Genomic DNA, 19,112 nt, shown 5'->3' on the forward strand with positions numbered 1-19,112 from the left:
TTATAAAGACGAAACCAAAGGAGATTTCTTACTATGACAAAAAAAACACTATACTTTTTATGTACAGGTAATTCATGCAGAAGCCAAATGGCAGAAGGTTGGGGGAAAAAATATTTAGGTGATGAGTGGGAAGTTCTAAGTGCAGGTATTGAAGCACATGGCTTAAACCCGAATGCTGTTAAAGCGATGTATGAGATTGGAATCGATATTTCTAATCAGACTTCAGATATCATTGATATGGAGACGCTAAATAATGCGGAGTTTGTAGTTACTCTTTGCGGTGATGCTGCGGATAAATGTCCAATGACACCACCAAACGTAAAACGTGCTCACTGGGGCTTTGAAGATCCAGCAAAAGCAGAGGGAACTGTTGAAGAGAAGTGGGCTACCTTCCAACGAGTTCGTGATGAAGTCGGAGAAAGAATCAAGCGTTTTGCTGAGACAGGCGAATGATTATTACTATTACCAAGAGAATATTCTCTTGGTTCTCTTTTCGCTGAGATATAAGTATATGCTTATTTGATATTATGCAGGAAGGTTTTAAGGCATGAAAAAAGTAGAAAATTTTGATCCGGCTATGTGTTGTTCGACTGGAGTTTGTGGACCAAGTTTGGACCCAGAATTAATTGGAATAAAGATTGATTTAAACACAACTATAAATGCTAATTCTAATAGAAAAATTATAGTCCCCTTTTGAAAAAAGTTGATCAAAAGGGGGCAAGTAAAGTAGATTATTTTGGAAGACGAATATTCAACTAAAGCACTCGTTCGTAAAAAAATGTTTATTATTTAAAAACTTTTTATAAATTTTGTCACATTCCCCATACAGCAACTACCTTGAGGGTTATTTACCTCACAACCACATCGATTTTCTTTAACATTTTGACGAATGTGTTCCAATGGCTTTGAACCAATTCCCTCTTCAACATACTTTGTAATTTTTTCTCTTGTCCAATCAAAACAATAGCAGACGGGAACAGTAGGTGAGTTATCTTTTTGGTAAACAGAAACCTTAACTTCAGATGTTGAGTACGTCTTTTTATATGTATCAAAGTACACAACAACACAATCCTCGGTTAAACAAAAGTAATGAGTTAAGTCTGGATTCAACGTATCTAAAACAGTCGGTTTCAGTCTTGATTTTAAAGTAATTATTTTTACTTTTTTCCCTTTTGTATTACAGGATGGACATAACTCAGAACCAATACTTTCAGCGATTTTTTCATTTGTAACACAGCAATCAGTCATTTTCTCTGCCCCCAATTTCGATTTCTCTAATATGTAAATTATAACACCCATTATTGAACTAAACTGCTGCGTTAGTTTATGTGAAACAGTTCACTATGATTGCAGATATAAGATAACATAGCGTTTTGTTTTCAAGGCTATATATCTAATCCTACTGAATTCCTTCTCTCTAACAAAACATTATCTTTCCATACACCATTTAACTTCCCTATTTTTTCTCTAAATCCTACTTCTCTAAAACCATTTTTCTCATGCAAATAAATACTACTATTATTTTCCGAAAAAACTGAAGCTTGTAAAGTCCAAAAACCTTGCTCCTCAGACTTATGGATTAAATTTTTCAAAAGAAAATCGCCGACGCCTTTCCCTTGTGCTTTGGGATGCACATAGACACTAACTTCGCCAACACCTGCATAAGCTGAACGATCTGATATGGGGCTTATTTTGCACCAACCTAATATTAGATTTTCGTCATGTGCAATTAGAATACATTCAGAATGGGCTTTTAAAATCCATTGTTCATATGTGGAGGGTGCTTGGGTTTCAAAAGTAGCTAAACCCGTGGAAATGCCAGCTTCATAAATATACTTAATTTCAGCCCAATCCTCTTTTTTAGCATTTCTAATTAATATATTCATGCTTATTCCTCCAATCAAAAAGTAAATAGTATTTAATGAAATTTTAATGTTATTTGTTGCACATTGCAAGTAAATGGTGTATATATTATAGAAGAGGTGAAAACATGGAAAACAAACGTGAACTATTTCAATTGCTTACTCGTAGGTTTGGACTTCTTAATAAAAATTGTTGTTCAATTGGAGCCGTGGATATATCATCCGTACAAAGTCACATTCTTTATGAAATAGATAAACAATCATCACCATCCATGCAACAGATTGCAGAAACGATAGCAATGGATATAACGACTTTTAGCCGGCAAGTCCAGACTCTCATTAAAATGGAATTAGTAAAGAAAACACCTTCCTCAGCAGACAAAAGGGTATATATTTTATCCCTTACAGTACAAGGTAAATTTGTCGCTACAACCATTGACGAATCGATGAATGCTTATTTAGAGGAAGTATTCTCGCATATGAACGAATTCGAAAGAGAAACAGTTATTCGTTCTATTAAATTACTAAATCAAGCTATGTCCAAATCAAGTGTTTGCTGTACACCTCTACTTTAAGCAAGATTAAGTCTTGCTTAAAAAAATATACATTACTTGCAAAATGCAATTAATGAGAGCATTAATATTGGTACTACAACTAAAATTTTATGGAGGTAAGAAGATGAATAACTTTGAATTGAAACAAGGAAACACTGGTGGATGCTGTGTACCTAGTGCGAAAATAAATTTAGATGTAGCAAAATCTCCAAACAAGGAATTACCGATAGCGATTATAGGTGCTGGTCCTGTAGGTTTAGCAGCGGCTGCCCATCTAGCTAATATCGGTGAACGTTTTATATTAATCGAGTCAGGTCATAGTGTAGGAAGTAATATTCTCAAGTGGGGACATGTACGATTATTCTCGCCATGGCAATACAATATTGATAAGATAGCTAAAATAATTCTAGAAAATCATGCTTGGAAAGTACCTGTTTTAGATAACCTTCCATTGGGAAGTGAATTAGTTAACGATTATTTGAAACCTTTAGCAAATGTACCTGAAATAAAACCCTATCTATCACTGAATACGAAGGTTGTTTCAATCAGTAAAAAAGGCTTAGATAAAATGAAGTCTGCTAACCGAGATAAATCTTCCTTTGTTTTATACGTTGAACAAAACGGGATGTCCAAAAGAATTGAAGCAAGGGCAGTTATTGATGCTACAGGAACTTGGTCACAACCAAATCCAATAAATGCAGACAGCATATGGACAAAAGAAGAAAAAGAATTGAAACAACATATATATTATGGAATCCCAGATATTAAAGGGGAGCATAAGGATATATACAAAGGCAAAAGAGTTGCTGTTGTTGGTGGAGGTCATTCAGCCATAAACACGATTTTAGAATTATCACAGTTAGATGATGATGTGGAAATTACGTGGATTATGCGAAAGAAAAGCGTAGAAGATGCTTATGGCGGAGAAGATAAAGACGCTCTCGAAGCAAGGGGGGAGTTGGGAAGCCGTATTCATCAACTAGTTGATGTCGGTCAAGTAAAAGTCTATACCCCATTCTTTATTCATCAAATAAATAAAACAAACGCTGGAATCGCAATCACTGGGGAATCAGAAGGTAGCGAAGAAACACTTTCTCCTGTTGATGAAATCATAGCTAACACAGGCAGCCGCCCAGACTTCTCATTTGAAAGAGAAATCAGACTAAACACAGATACTGCTACAGAAAGCGTCGAAGCACTTGCTCCATTAATTGATCCAAACCTTCACAGTTGCGGTACTGTTCGACCTCATGGAGAAGAGATATTAAGACAACCGGAAAAAGACTTCTATATAGTAGGAATGAAAAGTTATGGTCGAGCTCCAACATTCTTAATGGCTACTGGTTATGAACAAGCTAGATCTATTGTGGCCCATTTGACTGGTGATTTTGAATCGGCTAGAAAGGTAGAACTTGATTTGCCGCAAACTGGTGTGTGTAGTGTTAATTTAACAACAAAAGAAATTGACCAATCATGTTGTGGGGCGGAAGTATCTAAATGTTAGAGGTGAAGTTACGTGACTGTAAATAATGGTGCTAATTTGTCTAAAGAATACTTTATTTCCTACCTAAAACTGGTTAGAGAAGCCAAATCTTTTTCTTTAGAACAAGCACAAGACTATATGGTTAATCACTTTTTTAAAAATAATTATGATATTTATGGAAAAGATAGTTACTGCAATTTTTTACAGGCTATAGATATATTAAAGTAGAAAGAGTTCTCATTTTACCGAATAGGTAATTAGAAAACTTAATTAGTGTGTGAAAACAAACAACACCGCTCATAACTTGAACGGTGTTTTTGGTTGTATAGGTTTCAACTTTTTTCTTTTATAATTTTTTTGATGTTTTCGTAGAAAAAAGATGTTTACAAAAATCTTCCATTTTTAGAGGGATAGGAGAATTTTTTTATTATAATTCAAATATTCATTTGACCATTTGAATAAAGGTGAATATAATAAATATAACAATCAAATAAACGTTTGAATATAAGGGGAGAATTAATTTGAATAAAGACGTATGTGAAGTAACTTGTATAGATGAAGGTAAAGTGAATAGTGTCCAAAATCAGCTCTCGGGTCAAAATCATTTAGAAGTTGCCAGAATTTTTAAGGCATTATCAGACGATACTAGAATTAAAATTGCATATGCATTGTCCTTGGAAGAACTATGTGTTTGTGATGTGGCAAACATTGTTGGCTCTACCACTGCAACAGCTTCGCATCATTTAAGATTACTAAAAAATCTTGGTTTAGCAAAATATCGTAAAGAAGGAAAGCTAGTGTTTTATTCATTGGATGATGAACATGTAAAACAACTAATAAAATTAGCGTATGAACATCAGAAGGAGGTTGTTGGAGTTGGGTGAAACTACAAAATCTTTGGAAGAAAAAAGTGTTTATCGTGTTGAGGGTTTTTCATGTGCAAACTGTGCAGGAAAGTTTGAAAGAAACGTTAAGGAACTTCCTGGAGTTCAAGATGCAAAAGTAAACTTCGGTGCATCCAAAATCTCTGTTTACGGAGAAGTAACCGTTGAGGAACTTGAAAAGGCTGGTGCTTTTGAAAATCTTAAAGTAGCCTCTGAAAAACCAAAACGTCAACAGCAATTGTCAAAAATACCTATGCCAACTGATGGAGATACTGTTTATCGAGTAGAAGGTTTTTCATGTGCAAACTGTGCAGGAAAATTTGAACGTAATGTAAAAGAAATACCTGGTGTTCAAGACGCAAAAGTAAATTTTGGAGCATCTAAAATCTCTGTCACTGGTGAGGCTTCAATTGAAGAATTAGAAAAGGCTGGTGCTTTTGAAAACCTAAAAGTATCTATAAATACACCTAGTTACGCATCTACAACTTCTGAAAAGGGTAAAGTACCGACAGAAAAGAAAGTTCCATTCTACAAAAAGCATAGTACTTTGTTGTACGCTGTACTATTCATCGTATTTGGATATCTGTCTCAATTCGTAAATGGTGAGGATAACCTCATCACTTCCTTATTATTTGTTGCTTCCATTGTGATTGGTGGTTTCTCTTTATTCAAGGTAGGTTTCCAAAACTTAACTCGCTTTGACTTTGATATGAAGACTTTGATGACTGTGGCGGTTATAGGTGCAGCAATAATAGGCGAGTGGGCTGAAGCATCTGTAGTTGTAATTCTCTTTGCCATTAGTGAAGCACTTGAACGTTACTCGATGGATAAAGCAAGACAATCTATCCGTTCGTTGATGGATATTGCTCCAAAAGAAGCACTTGTAAGAAGAAATGGCCAAGAAATAATGATTCATGTGGAAGACATTGCAATTGGTGACATTATGATTGTCAAACCCGGACAAAAGATTGCAATGGATGGAATGGTTGTTTCTGGTTATTCAGCCGTAAACCAAGCAGCTATCACAGGAGAATCAGTCCCAGTTGCTAAGACAATCCATGATGAAGTTTTTGCAGGGACATTAAATGAAGAGGGTTTACTTGAGGTTAAGATTACCAAACTTGTAGAAGACACAACGATATCTAAAATTATTCACCTTGTGGAAGAAGCACAGGGTGAACGTGCGCCCGCTCAAGCTTTTGTTGATAAATTTGCGAAATATTATACCCCAATTATTATGGTAATAGCAGCCCTAGTTGCTGTAGTACCTCCATTACTCTTTGATGGTGGTTGGGAAACTTGGATTTACCAAGGTTTATCTGTTCTTGTTGTTGGTTGTCCTTGTGCATTAGTAATTTCCACTCCTATTTCGATTGTTTCTGCAATAGGGAATGCAGCCAAAAAAGGGGTGCTTATTAAAGGTGGTATTTATCTAGAAGAAATGGGTGCGTTAAAAGCTATTGCATTTGATAAAACGGGTACATTAACAAAAGGTGTCCCAGTTGTTACAGATTTTAATGTATTAAATAATAAAACAGATGAAAAAGAATTACTATCGATTGTTACGGCATTAGAATATCGCTCACAACATCCCCTTGCATCAGCGATCATGAAAAAAGCAGAAGAGGTTAATATCTCCTATTCCAATGTCGTGGTAGAGGACTTCTCTTCCATTACAGGCAAAGGGATCACGGGTAAAGTCAACGGAACTTCCTATTATATTGGAAGCCCAAAACTTTTTAAGGAATTAACTATTTCAAATTTTGATAAGAACTTAGAGGAAACCGTTACAATACTCCAAAATCAAGGCAAAACAGCTATGGTAATTGGAACAAAGAAAGAGGTTCTTGGAATCATTGCTGTTGCAGATGAAGTTCGTGAATCTAGTAAAGAGGTAATTCAAAAGCTACATCAACTTGGAATCAAAAAAACAATTATGCTTACAGGTGATAACAAAGGTACGGCGAATGCAATCGGAAGTCATGTTGGAGTATCTGAAATTCAAGCAGAGTTAATGCCGCAGGATAAGTTGGATTATATAAAACAATTGAGATCCGAATACGGCAACGTAGCAATGATAGGTGACGGTGTTAATGATGCTCCGGCACTAGCTGCATCCACTGTTGGGATTGCAATGGGTGGTGCTGGTACAGATACAGCATTGGAAACAGCTGATGTAGCACTTATGGGTGATGATTTAAGAAAGCTTCCTTTTACGGTGAAACTTAGCCGTAAAACACTAAATATTATTAAAGCTAACATTTTCTTTGCTATTGCGATTAAGGTTATTGCCTTACTTTTGGTTATTCCGGGTTGGTTAACACTTTGGATTGCCATACTTTCTGATATGGGGGCAACAATCCTAGTAGCATTAAATAGTTTACGTTTGATGCGTGTGAAAGAATAGAGGGAAGGGCTTTCCTTATGAATAGGAAAGCCCTGTTTTTTATACTTGAAGGATTTCAAAATAATTTTCTTCCTTAATCAAACGAGATAATTCTATCCTCGGTTTGTTTATACAGATACATATTAACATTCAAATTAACCAAAGGAGATGTAACAAATGGCTATAATTATTATTTCTGCGATTGGAGCGTTTATCGTAACAAATATTGATGATATTTTTGTGTTAATGCTACTTTTCTCCCAAGCAAAGACGCAAGGTAAAAAGAATAAAGACAGTATTGTAGAGAATTCAATCTTTCCGAAGGATATAGTTATTGGACAATATGTAGGCTTTATTCTGTTAGTAGCAATTAGCTTGTTGGGAACTTTTGGTGTTACATTAATTCCAGAGAAATGGGTTGGAATTCTGGGGCTAATACCAATCTATTTAGGAGTTAAGTTATTTATCAAAGGAGAAGATGAAGATGAAATGTCTATCATCTCTAGTTTAAACTCAGGTAGATTTAATAAAATCTTTCTGAGTGTAGCTTTTATTACATTTGCTAATGGTGGAGACAATATTGGAATTTATGTCCCTTACTTTTCTACTCTAAATACAAGCGAATTGATAAGCACGGTTATTGTCTTTTTAGTAATGGTGGCTATCTGGTGCTTTATTGGATATAGATTGGCTGCGTTCAAATATGTATCTGAGACATTAGAGAAGTATGGAAGATGGATTATCCCTCTTGTCTTTGTTGGTCTAGGTATATATATCATGTTAGAGAATGAAACATTAACTACACTTTGGAACCTGTTTAATTAAGATAGTTAATTTATCTAAAAAACCTTTTTGACTTCCCAGGGTTAGTGAAATAAATTCAGACAATATTTCGTCAATATTATAGTCTAATGAATGTTTGAATGAAATGTTATTACTGATATAATTTATGGGGACAATATCAGGAGGAATTACAATGAAAAAGATATGTGTTTTACTCTTACTTCTATTATTCACATTCACACCATTAGTTTTAGCACATTCTGGTCTTGAGAGTTCTGTTCCTCAAGATGGAGAAGTTGTAACAGAGAATATATCCACCTTGTCGCTAACTTTTAATACAACAATTGAAGACACCAGTACATTTAAAATTACTAAAGAAAATGGCCAGGAAGTATCATTAGCAGAATCAATTGTTAAAGAGAAAGATATGATTGGAACCTTGAGTTCTCCCCTGGAAGATGGGACATACATAGTTTCATGGAAAATTATTGGAGAAGATGGACATCCAATTGAAAATTCGTATTCATTTAGTGTAGCTACTTCAACTGACACTGTTCCGGAACTTTCCTCCCCCCCAATTGTGATTGATAGGAATATTAGTACAAGTAGCCCTGCTCAAGGCATTATTTATGAAAATCAAACTTCCAATTTGAACGCCATTATGGTCGTAAGCGTTGTGTTATTAATGGTAATAGCGTTAGGCACAACTTTTTGGTTATTGAAGAGAGGGAAAAATTAATGCTTTGGATTTACTTTTCGGAAACACTTTTATATCTTTGTTTTTCTCTCTTAATGGGATCATTTATTATCGCATTAATACCTATAAATAATAAACCTTCCATAAGTGTCAGTAAGAGGTGGTTACAATTTTCTATCCTAGGGATTGTAGTTTTATCACTTTTCCCCATTATACGACTTGTCCTCTTTCTCTACGAGGATATCGGATTAAGTTTAACTATGCAAAATGTTATAGCTGGTTTTGAAGTTGGTCGGGCATGGACATTTACTCTTTTCCTAGCTTTTATTTTTTACCTATATGTATCTATATTTTTAGTCTTTACAAATAAAAAGCACATTCTAGTATCTATTTTATTTACACTAGGCCTTATTTTGTCACTGGGCTGGGCAAGTCATTCTGCATCCTTAACAGAGTGGAGTGGGTTTATCGCCCATACTCTTCATTTTCTGGCAGTGACCATTTGGGTCGGAATTTTAATTGTTGTTAGCTGGTTCTCTGTAAACCATCGTAACTGGACAATGTTTTTAAAGTGGTTTACACCAATTGCTATCTTGTGTTTGCTAGTCATAGCGGGTACTGGACTATTCCTAATGACTTTGGTTCAAGATTTTAATGAGTATGCAAATTCATGGCTCTTACCTTATGGACAAGCATTACTCATCAAACACATAATAATTATTCCTATAATCATTTTTGCTTTTATTAACGGAATTTGGATGAGAAAAAGAATTGGATTGGATCCTAAAATAAATCCTCTTCCCTGGGTTAAAGCGGAAAGTGCATTACTTTTATTAGTTTTCACTGCGACTGCCGTTCTAGGTCAGCAAGAACCACCCCATAGTATTGAATCAACCGTATCTGGTGGTGGTTTACCTAGTATTTTTAGAGCGTTGCATAACGGAGTAATTACTAAACCAATCGATGCTAGCTTGGATATCAACTTAATTGGATCATTATTTTTTATACTAACTATTGTTTTTTTAATCCTTACAGTTGCCGTATTCGTTAAGAAGGCACCTTCTGTAGTGGCATTTATAATGAGTGTCTTATGTATAGTATCTCTATACTTAGGTCTCATGAATAGTGTTGTCTATTAACAAAAAAATCAAATGGGAAGTGTTAATTATGAATAAGTCAAATATGAAATTCACAGTAATTTTAACGGTTGTTTCAATTGCATTAATAGCAATGATCACAATATTGATTAGCAATCAAACACCGGATGAGTCAGAAATACAAAGAGAAGAAGTCGATTTATCTGGACAACCGGTACTTGGACAAGAAAATGCACCAGTGACCGTGGTTGAATTCGGAGATTTTAAATGTCCTTCATGTAAAGCATGGGGTGAAACGGTTTATCCTCAGCTAGTCCAAGATTACGTCCTGTCAGGAGATGTGAAATTCTCTTATATAAATGTCTTGTTCCATGGAAAAGAGTCTGTATTAGGGTCTATGGCAGCTGAATCAGTATTTAAACAGGACCCAACTGTTTATTGGGATTTCCATAAATCTTTGTTCGAAGCTCAACCAACGGAAAATCATGATGCGGCATGGATAACAACTGAAAAAGTTCTAGAAGTTGCAAAAGGAACGCCTTCGATCAATCAAGAGCAGTTGAAACAGGATATTGAACAAGAGTTAACGTCAGAACAAGTGAATATTGATAAAGAGTTGTTCACCAAACATAACGTATCTCAAACGCCTACTATTAACATCAATGGTATTACAATGGAGGACCCGTTTGATTATGAAGCGATAAAAGAAGTTATTGATCGTGAACTTGAGGGTTCTAAAAATGAGTAAATCCCCTAACAAAATGGGAAAAAAAGTATGGGTGCTATACTTTGCATGGCTCGTATCTATTATAGCTACGTTAGGAAGTCTTTATTTTAGTGAAATAAAAGGTTTTATACCTTGTGATCTCTGTTGGTTCCAAAGAATTTTCATGTACCCACTTGTAGTTATTTTAGGTATTGGAACTTTCCAAAGTGATATTTCCGTGAAGAAATTTGTATTACCTCTGTCTATAGTTGGCGGTTTGATCTCTTTATTCCATTACCTTGAGCAAAAGGTTCCAGGGTTCGGTGGAATAAGACCTTGCGTAAGCGGAGTTCCATGCAGTGCGGAATATATTAACTGGTTTGGTTTTGTAACAATTCCATTCTTAGCTTTAACTGCTTTTACTTTAATAACTATTAGCATGATTTACTTGTTCTTAAAAAAATCCAAATAATAACTTGAACGAGACTTTTTTACAACAAACCTTATAGGGGGATTTTGTAATGTATCACACAATAGTAATAGGTGCAGGGCAAGCTGGATTAGCGATGGGATATTATTTAAAAGAAAGTAATAAAAATTTTATAATGCTAGATCGGTGCAACAAAACAGGTGATGTGTGGAGAAATAGATATGATTCTCTTACATTATTTACTTCTAGAATGTATAGCTCTCTTCCAGGACTACAACTTGAAGGGGATGGACAGGGCTTTCCATCTAAAGACGAAATTGCTAGCTACCTAGAAAGTTATGCCATTAAATTCGGGCTACCTATTGAATACAATACGGAAGTTTTAAAGGTATCCCAAAGTAACGATGTTTTTTCGGTCGACACAAATAAGGGTACTTTAACAGCTCAAAATATAATCATAGCAACAGGTCCATTTCAACATAAACGTATTCCCGATTTTGCAAGAAAGATTAGCAAGAATGTTGTTCAACTACACTCATCTGAATATAAAAATCCTTCTCAATTAAATTCAGGTAATGTACTGATAGTTGGTGGTGGGAATAGTGGTGCTCAGATTGCAGTTGAACTTGCTGCTGAAAAAGAAACTTTCTTAGCGGTAAGTCAGAAATTGCGATTTTTACCTTTAATTTTGGGTAATAAAAGTATTTTCTGGTGGTTTGATAAATTTGGGGTTTTAAAAGCTACAAATAGATCAGTCATAGGAAAAAAAATTCAGGGAAACGGGGATCCTATCTTTGGATACGAACTAAAAAAAGCAATAGAAGAAGGGGAAGTCACGCTAAAAGAAAGAGTAATAAATATAGAAAATAACCATGCGTTTTTTAAGGACAATACTAAACTTCAAGTTGACAATATCATTTGGGCTACTGGTTTCATACAAAATTATCCCTGGTTAGATATTGATGATATATACAATTACAATGGGATGGTGAAACATAATAGAGGCTTGACTGTGGTCAAAGGATTGTACCTCTTGGGTCTACCTTGGCAGTATAGAAGAGGTTCTTCCCTTTTGCAAGGCGTTGGTGAGGATGCGAAGTATATTATGAACCATTTAAACAGTTAATTAAATTGAAGTTGCCGAGTTGTTAAATAAATGCTCGAGACGAAAGATAGGTGAAATGATTTGTTTGAACAATTAAATTTATTACTGGCTTTCGGGGCAGGATTATTATCGTTTATATCCCCTTGTTCATTACCTCTTTACCCTGCATTTCTTTCCTATGTTACCGGGGTATCTCTAAATGAACTTAAAGAAGAAAAAGGAATGTTAAATAAGAAGGCATTAGTACATACCCTTCTGTTTTTACTAGGTTTTTCAGCCATCTTCATGGCTTTAGGTTTCTCGACTTCTTTTATAGGAACGATTTTTATTCAATATCAGGATTTACTACGACAAATAGGTGCAATCATAATCGTGTTTTTTGGTTTAGTAGTTCTTGGGATATTTAAATTTGATTTGTTATTGTCAGAGAAAAGAGTCCAGTTTAAAAAAAGACCTAAAGGTTATATAGGTTCCGTTTTAATAGGTATGGGATTTGCTGCTGGATGGACACCATGTACAGGACCTATACTAGCAGGTGTCATTGCTTTAGGAGTGTCTGACCCTGAAAGAGGAATGCTCTATATGCTATTCTATGTCCTCGGTTTCTCTATTCCATTTCTAATTATGTCAATGTTTATAGGGAAGATGAAGTTTCTTCAAAATAGAAGCGGGTTGTTTATGAAAATAGGCGGGTCCTTAATGATTGTAATGGGGATACTACTGTATTTCGATATGATGACAAAAATTATTGCATTTTTGACTCCTTTTTTTGGTGATTTTACAGGATTTTAATGCCATTTAACTTATTCAGAAAGGTGAGTTGGAAACTATGGAAAATAAGAAGAAAAAAAGATTTTATATGCGTCTAATACTTTTAGTATTAATGGTAGGAATAATAAGCTTCACCATTTATTCTAACTTAACGAAAGAGAAAAACAGTGTACTTCAAGTGGGAGATGAAGCCCCTGACTTTGTACTAACTGATATGAATGGAGAAAAACATCAATTATCGGATTATAGAGGTCAAGGAGTCTTTTTAAACTTTTGGGGAACTTGGTGTAAACCGTGCGAAAGAGAGTTTCCTCTAATGGATCAACAATATCATGAGGTGAAAGACGAGGGTCTTCAAATATTAGCTGTAAATATAGGTGAGTCTGATTTTGCTGTTCAAAAGTTTATAGATAGACTAGGATTAACTTTTCCTGTTTTAATCGATCATAATAAGAGTGTAATGGAAACATACAATATTAATCCATTACCAACTACTTTTCTTGTGAATCCAGAGGGCAAAATAGAGAAAATAATTACTGGTGAGATGAGTGAAGAAGCGATTAAAGAATATATGGAGCAAATTATGCCAGGATGATTTTTAATTAAAAAGAGGTGGTGACTAAGTTGATCTTAAGATTTAGTCACCGCCTCTTTTGGCTATTCGTTATATCATAAAACAACGTAAGAGAATGAATTGAGTTTGATCAATGTTGTTCTCTAAAAATTTGATAGTTATCATTAGTTTTATTTACTATTCCACCATTATATTCAAGCCATTTTTCTTTTTCTAGCTCTACTGCTCTATTTTGCCATTCGAACCAAATAAATAAACATTCACTACAATGACTCTCTACGCCACTATTATTGTTCATATCCCTACATGTATATAAGGACCTTTTGCGACAGCTATAGCAATAAATTACTTTATCATCAATTTTTTTTAGCGTAAATATCTCTCCCTCCAATATACAACATTTATTGTCTATTACTTGGCAACTTATTCTTGAACAAAATAATTTTATTAAATAAATTGGAAGTATAATAATTATTAGAGGTAGTGGCTAATGTTCCTATTTATTTTTAAAAAAATATCAACAGTATTTTTGGGAGAGCCATGAAACGTTATCTTCGGGAAGGTGTTCTTTTAACTTATCAGAGAAAAAGGAAAGAGTTTTTCTTTGATAAATATTTATTGTACTCCAAATGATTACAGTTTAATGTTATATTAATTCTAATAGTATGGGGGTGTAATAATGGAATTTAAAATTGATATACCTACTGATAGCGAGGGTTATTATTCCCTTCAATGCTCACATTGTAAGGAGAGATTTAAAGCTTCAGCAGGAGATATTGATGCTGAAGATACATTAGAGTTATTTTGTCCTTCTTGTGGGTTGGTTGGTGAAAGTTCAAGCTTTTTACCGAAAGACGTTATTGAACACGCTGAAACACTTGCAATGAATTTTCTGGAGCAAGAAATCTATAAATCTTTCAAAAAGACGAGTAGAAAAGTGAAAGGGTCTGGAGTGACTTTTAACGTTAAGAAACCAAAAGAAGAATCACCAAAATTATTAACGGAAAATGAAGATTTGGAGCAAATTGAATTACATTGTTGCGACAAAACAATTAAAGTATACCTTGACCAGAAGGTATCAAATGTTTACTGCCCGTTTTGTGGGGTGAATTAATGAGTAAAGAAGTTCAACTTCCAGAAAAAGAATACAAGAAGTTATCACTCAATTTTAGAAAAGTTGCAAGTAGGTATTTGAATTCTGACATTGATGATGCAATAGATAATTTAAATAGATTTCTAATTTTTATTGAAGAATGCCCAACTATCAAAAATTATATTTTAGATAATAACACTGTCAAATTTGATATTGTTGGTACTTTGGAGAAGAGAGGATATCATGACAATATAAGGTTACCTATACGCACATCAGAAGAAATTGCTTTCATCTTTCAATTACTTAACTATATATCAGAAAATAATGTGAGTTATCATGGAATTACCATAGGGTACGGTAGAAAAATTCAAGAGTCATGCGATAACTTTCATAATCAAGTTGTGAAACCCCTTGTTGACCACATTGTATCTTATTTGGGAGAGATGGCGATAGATATGGGTTTGGATAGAAAAACAAGCACTCAATTCAATATAGGAGATTTTAAAGGACAGCTCAACCATGCTGAAGGACAAGCTTCAATTAGTGCCAATCAAATTTACATTGATACTAAAGTTGAGGAATTAAAGGACATTGCACAAAAGTTCGCACAAGCTTTAATTGATGATACATCTTTTCCTGAATCAGATAAAGAGGACACGGTGGAGTTAATTGAGGCTGCAGTTCAAGAAGTAGAGTCGGTAAAGCCTAAAAAAGTAATTGTGAAAACAGCAATGGAAAAAGTAAGAACTGTTAATGAAATTGCAGGTGCTGGTAATACGTTGTTCACTTTAGGTGGGCAATTACTTCACGCATTTCAGGGACTAATAGGGTAGGTAACCATCTACCGATTCTTTTAGTGGAAACAAACTAAAGTAAGGAAATCGCGATTTGACAGATACTAATATCGTATTGTTGCGGAAACAGCCGGCGTTAGAACATGTATAAGAAAAGGTGAAACAGAATCATCAGAATACATTGAGTCAGTATTAAAGCAGCATAATTAGGACTTATTAATAAATCCTTCCCATTTTTTTAAAATGGTAATGATTGTTTAATTAGGATACAACTTTATTGTTGCAAATAAACAATTTCATAAATTAAGATGTTGTTTTTAGGATACAACTTTATTGTCCAAACTAAACTTGGACTAGCCTAATAAAGACACTTAGAGCATCAGTTAGGATACAACTTTATTGTATTTTCACAAGTTGTATAGAACAAATAAAGTTGGAAACGTACAAAAAAAGATGGAAATGGACAAAAAAAGTTGGAAACAGGTAAAAAAAGTTGGAAACTGTGTATAAGTTTCCAAGTTTAACTCTTTTTCCATTTGGAGGGTTCTTCCTTGAAAATAAAAATGAAATTTATAAATATCAAATTGAAAGATTTTTAAACTCTGCCCCTACTGGGGCAGAGTTTTTTTTTATAGTAACTATATTAAGTAACTATATGTAGTAACTCAAATCAGTTACGTTTCAATATCTACATAATAACCAATAAATATAAAAATGTAAAAATAAAAACCTATACATTAGATGGAGTGGTAAAAATGGCGAAGAGAAAAAGAAGTAATTCAACGGAAACTAAAATTGAAAAATGGATAAAAGAAGGAAGAGGACAAGGAGAAGGTGCTGGTTATAAACCTTGGTTGGAAATTCAAGATGTTGCTTCCAACGGTTATGCAACAAGAAATTTAGGGTGGAAAACACTACGCAAGCATCATTTTCTTTCGGACTTTGAACTCCATTATTTCTATACATTAGAATGGTCTAGTTACGTTTTGGATATTAGGGAACAATATCCACTATTACCTTTAAAAAGAACTGTAGAAATTGCAGAAAGAATCGGAGTCGAACACCCTAGAGAAAATGGGAGTACGGGACCGTTAAAAGTGATTACAACCGATTTTTATTTAATTGTACAAACGCAAACTGGACAGAAAACTGTTGTTAGAAGTGTTAAACCAATCGATAAACTGACTGTAAGAGAATTGGAAAAATTCGATATAGAAAAAATATTTTTTGAAGAAATAGGCATTACGGATTGGGGGATTGTAACTGAAACGGATATACCTAAAATTTTTATTAAAAATATTGGTTGGTTTTATGATGCTAAGACCTTGGATAATCGACCTAATATTAATTTAGCCTTAATTAATAGATTGGAACCTAGATTATACAAAGCAATAAAGACAGAAGAAATGGGATTATCAAATCTTGCATTGAAATATGATGAGATATTCGGACTGGAATATGGTTCATGCTTATTTATTATCAAATATTTACTAGCAAATAAGACTTGGCAAACAGATATTATGAACAAATTAATTAATCCTTCCGAGAGAATAGAAATTTTCGATAAACAAATGAACGATAAAAGCGTAGGAATGGGAGGGGTATCATGATGATTAGTCTAAATATATTACTTGAATTTAAAAATAGGGAGCTAGAGACTATTTCCATTGAAAGGGTTCTTTGGATATCGCCAGATCTAGATGTTGTTGTTTTATTCAATATTGATAAGGAACTACCGCACGTTCCAACTCTTAAATCAATTTCTGAATTGGAAGAAGTACTAACGACTCCGTATGCTTCCATCTTAAAATTTGATCCCTATAAAGAGTTGAATGCACCAGAACAAGATTACTTAGAAAAACATAAGAAAACAAGGGACCTAAGATGGGATATTATAAAAGATTATATTGAGAAAGAACCTTATATTTATGATCCTGATATATTAAAATCGATGATTAGTGAAATGAAAAGTAAAACAGGGAAAAGTAGCAAGAGAATTTATTCGATATTAAGGGAATACTGGCGAGGAGGAAAAACAATTAACTCATTGATGCCTAAATATGCCAACAGTGGGGGAAGAGGAAAACCGAAACAATTAAAAGATAAGAAGATAGGACGGCCTTCAAAATTATCTATAGAGCTAGGGATTCAAGGGGTTAATGTCACGGAAGCAGATAAAGAACTTTTCCAAGTTGGAATAAAACATTTCTATAGAGAAAAAAAGACAACATTAAAAAAAGCATATGAAGAAATCATACAAAAATATTATATTACTGGATATAAGACTGTAAATGGAACTGTTGTTCCTATTGCATTGCCAAATGATCAAGTTCCAAATTATCGTCAATTTTTAAATTGGTATAATTCAACCTTTAATGCTAAAGAAAAAATTATTAATAAGAGCGGTGAAAGTAAATATTATCTGAATCATCGACCATTACTAGGGGATGCGACAAATAGAGCAGGAGGACCCGGTGATATTTTTGAGATTGATGCTACGATTGGGGATATATATTTAGTTAGTGAAATCGATCGCTCTCGAATTATAGGCAGACCAGTTATTTATATTGTAAAAGATGTCTTTACTAGAATGGTTGTCGGTGTTTATGTTGGTCTTGAAGGACCATCATGGGTAGCGGCAATGATGGCATTGGAAAATACAGCAACCAATAAAAAAGAGTATTGTAAAAAACTTGAACTAGATATTGAGGATGACGATTGGCCATGTGAACATTTACCGAAGAAAATTAAGGCAGATAGAGGAGAAATGGAGAGTAAGAATGCAGATAATCTCGTAGAGTCACTTGGCATACAAATTATCAATACTCCACCGTATAGAGCTGATTTAAAAGGAATCGTTGAACGTCACTTTAGAATCCTGAATGAACGAATTAAACAACATTGGATGCCAGGGGTTGTGCATAAAGATTTTAAAGAAAGAGGGGGGAAAGATTACAGACTTGATGCAAAGCTATCACTAAAAGCATTTGAGCGAATTATTGTATTAACTATACTAGAACATAATAATAGTGTAATAAAAGGCTATGCATTACAGAGAGAAATGATGGAAGTTAACTTACTTCCTACACCATTAAATTTATGGAGTTGGGGACTTCAACATAGATCAGGCCTGTTAAAAAAGGTAGATAAAGATTTAATCAGATTAAATGTAATGCCTTCAAAAGAAGCGAGCGTCACAGCAGAAGGAATAGTATTTAATAAAATGAAGTATACAAGTGGATTTTGTTTGGAAAATGGGTGGTTCGAAAAGGCAAGAATCAAAAGATGGAAAGAAATCATTTATTATGACCCAAGAGATGTTCAACATATTTATATGAAAACGCAAGGTAATAACTTTGTTAAGTGTCAATTAGTAGAGGCTGACAAAAGATATTCTCAATTTAGACTAGAGGAAGTCCAGGAGCAACAGTTCGTTATGGATATTAATAAAGCTCTCAACGGAACTTCCCAAAGACAGTTAAATATTGACACGAATGCACAAATTCTAAAGATTATGGAACAAGAGAAAATGGATACGAACAAAATAAGTAATCCAGATGAAAGTAAAACTGGCAAGTTAAAAGACATAAGGGAAAATAGAAAAAGTGAGAAAGAAATAATGAGAGATAAAGAACATTGGGGAAATACTCTTGAAAGAAACAAGCATAAATACAAAACAGAAGTAGTTGAGATGACGGATTTAATTAATCATGGCGTGGATGAAGACGAAGACGAAGACTACTTATTAAATCTAATTATTCAACATGATGGCAAGGAGGAAATGTAATTGGCGGGAAACAGTACTGAATCTGAACGAAAACCTACTAATGTACTCCCATGAAAATTAAAATCTTCGATTTATAGAAAAAGGCAATACGAAATCGGACGCAGCT

At 34.1% G+C, this 19,112-nt stretch carries 20 protein-coding genes and 1 pseudogene; 19 read left to right on the top strand and 2 right to left on the bottom strand.

Annotated elements, in window-relative coordinates; genetic code table 11:
- The first annotated feature begins 33 nt into the window (after nt 1-33).
- Both arsC and FS486_RS20330 read left to right on the top strand, forming a co-directional pair.
- On the top strand, nt 34-453 hold the full coding sequence (arsC, locus tag FS486_RS17360) for an arsenate reductase (thioredoxin) (RefSeq protein ID WP_144513280.1): 420 nt from the start codon (nt 34-36) through the stop codon (nt 451-453).
- 94 nt (nt 454-547) lie between these two features.
- Nucleotides 548-661, top strand: a pseudogene (locus FS486_RS20330) (arsenic metallochaperone ArsD family protein); the annotation flags it as partial.
- 128 nt (nt 662-789) lie between these two features.
- Here the strand turns inward: FS486_RS20330 and FS486_RS17370 are convergent.
- Nucleotides 790-1,248 carry a putative iron-sulfur cluster-binding metallochaperone gene (locus FS486_RS17370; protein WP_144513284.1) on the bottom strand — a complete coding sequence of 153 codons (459 nt, stop codon included), beginning with the start codon at nt 1,246-1,248 and terminating at the stop codon, nt 790-792.
- A 137-nt stretch (nt 1,249-1,385) separates the two neighbouring features.
- Complete coding sequence (locus tag FS486_RS17375) at nt 1,386-1,886, bottom strand: GNAT family N-acetyltransferase (RefSeq protein ID WP_144513285.1); 501 nt, start codon at nt 1,884-1,886, stop codon at nt 1,386-1,388.
- Nucleotides 1,887-1,990: 104 nt separating this feature from the next.
- On the opposite strand from FS486_RS17375, the gene FS486_RS17380 reads away from it, so the two are divergent.
- The 17 genes from FS486_RS17380 (at nt 1,991) to FS486_RS17465 (ending at nt 19,006) form a co-directional block, all read left to right on the top strand.
- Entirely contained in the window at nt 1,991-2,437 is a 447-nt protein-coding gene (locus FS486_RS17380) for a MarR family winged helix-turn-helix transcriptional regulator (protein ID WP_144513287.1), read from the top strand.
- 103 nt (nt 2,438-2,540) lie between these two features.
- On the top strand, nt 2,541-3,920 hold the full coding sequence (locus FS486_RS17385) for an NAD(P)-binding domain-containing protein (protein WP_144513289.1): 1,380 nt from the start codon (nt 2,541-2,543) through the stop codon (nt 3,918-3,920).
- 12 nt (nt 3,921-3,932) lie between these two features.
- Nucleotides 3,933-4,127, top strand: a complete 195-nt coding sequence (locus FS486_RS17390) for a hypothetical protein (RefSeq protein ID WP_144513291.1) — start codon at nt 3,933-3,935, stop codon at nt 4,125-4,127.
- A gap of 293 nt (nt 4,128-4,420) precedes the next feature.
- A complete protein-coding gene (locus FS486_RS17395) occupies nt 4,421-4,783 on the top strand; it encodes an ArsR/SmtB family transcription factor (RefSeq protein ID WP_144513293.1) in 363 nt (120 codons plus the stop codon).
- Entirely contained in the window at nt 4,749-7,190 is a 2,442-nt protein-coding gene (locus FS486_RS17400) for a heavy metal translocating P-type ATPase (RefSeq protein WP_395940885.1), read from the top strand. The genes FS486_RS17395 and FS486_RS17400 overlap by 35 nt, the downstream gene beginning before the upstream one ends.
- Nucleotides 7,191-7,346: 156 nt before the next feature.
- Nucleotides 7,347-7,994 (top strand): CadD family cadmium resistance transporter, encoded by a 648-nt coding sequence (locus tag FS486_RS17405; protein ID WP_144513296.1) that lies wholly within the window; start codon nt 7,347-7,349, stop codon nt 7,992-7,994.
- Between the two features lie 151 nt (nt 7,995-8,145).
- Nucleotides 8,146-8,691 carry a copper resistance CopC family protein gene (locus tag FS486_RS17410; RefSeq protein WP_186321500.1) on the top strand — a complete coding sequence of 182 codons (546 nt, stop codon included), beginning with the start codon at nt 8,146-8,148 and terminating at the stop codon, nt 8,689-8,691.
- A gap of 218 nt (nt 8,692-8,909) precedes the next feature.
- A complete protein-coding gene (locus FS486_RS17415) occupies nt 8,910-9,788 on the top strand; it encodes a copper resistance D family protein (RefSeq protein ID WP_260858142.1) in 879 nt (292 codons plus the stop codon).
- Nucleotides 9,789-9,816: 28 nt separating this feature from the next.
- Nucleotides 9,817-10,494 carry a DsbA family protein gene (locus FS486_RS17420; RefSeq protein WP_144513300.1) on the top strand — a complete coding sequence of 226 codons (678 nt, stop codon included), beginning with the start codon at nt 9,817-9,819 and terminating at the stop codon, nt 10,492-10,494.
- A gap of 13 nt (nt 10,495-10,507) precedes the next feature.
- The gene (locus tag FS486_RS17425; protein ID WP_144513315.1) at nt 10,508-10,924 is read left to right on the top strand and encodes a disulfide oxidoreductase; all 417 of its coding nucleotides are present in this window, start codon (nt 10,508-10,510) and stop codon (nt 10,922-10,924) included.
- Between the two features lie 49 nt (nt 10,925-10,973).
- Nucleotides 10,974-12,008, top strand: coding sequence for a flavin-containing monooxygenase (locus FS486_RS17430; protein ID WP_144513302.1), 1,035 nt, complete (start codon nt 10,974-10,976; stop codon nt 12,006-12,008).
- Nucleotides 12,009-12,068: 60 nt separating this feature from the next.
- Nucleotides 12,069-12,779 carry a cytochrome c biogenesis CcdA family protein gene (locus tag FS486_RS17435; RefSeq protein WP_144513304.1) on the top strand — a complete coding sequence of 237 codons (711 nt, stop codon included), beginning with the start codon at nt 12,069-12,071 and terminating at the stop codon, nt 12,777-12,779.
- Between the two features lie 37 nt (nt 12,780-12,816).
- Entirely contained in the window at nt 12,817-13,353 is a 537-nt protein-coding gene (gene resA, locus FS486_RS17440) for a thiol-disulfide oxidoreductase ResA (protein ID WP_144513306.1), read from the top strand.
- A 658-nt stretch (nt 13,354-14,011) separates the two neighbouring features.
- Entirely contained in the window at nt 14,012-14,446 is a 435-nt protein-coding gene (locus FS486_RS17450; RefSeq protein WP_144513308.1) for a hypothetical protein, read from the top strand.
- Nucleotides 14,446-15,258, top strand: a complete 813-nt coding sequence (locus tag FS486_RS17455; protein ID WP_144513310.1) for a hypothetical protein — start codon at nt 14,446-14,448, stop codon at nt 15,256-15,258. The genes FS486_RS17450 and FS486_RS17455 overlap by 1 nt, the downstream gene beginning before the upstream one ends.
- A 716-nt stretch (nt 15,259-15,974) precedes the next feature.
- Nucleotides 15,975-16,829 carry a TnsA endonuclease C-terminal domain-containing protein gene (locus tag FS486_RS17460; protein WP_093496727.1) on the top strand — a complete coding sequence of 285 codons (855 nt, stop codon included), beginning with the start codon at nt 15,975-15,977 and terminating at the stop codon, nt 16,827-16,829.
- Complete coding sequence (locus FS486_RS17465) at nt 16,826-19,006, top strand: DDE-type integrase/transposase/recombinase (protein WP_144513311.1); 2,181 nt, start codon at nt 16,826-16,828, stop codon at nt 19,004-19,006. The genes FS486_RS17460 and FS486_RS17465 overlap by 4 nt, the downstream gene beginning before the upstream one ends.
- Nucleotides 19,007-19,112: the final 106 nt, after the last annotated feature.

Origin of the sequence: Bacillus sp. FJAT-22090, from assembly GCF_007676755.1 — a bacterium.
Classification (GTDB): Bacteria; Bacillota; Bacilli; order Bacillales_A; family Planococcaceae; genus Psychrobacillus.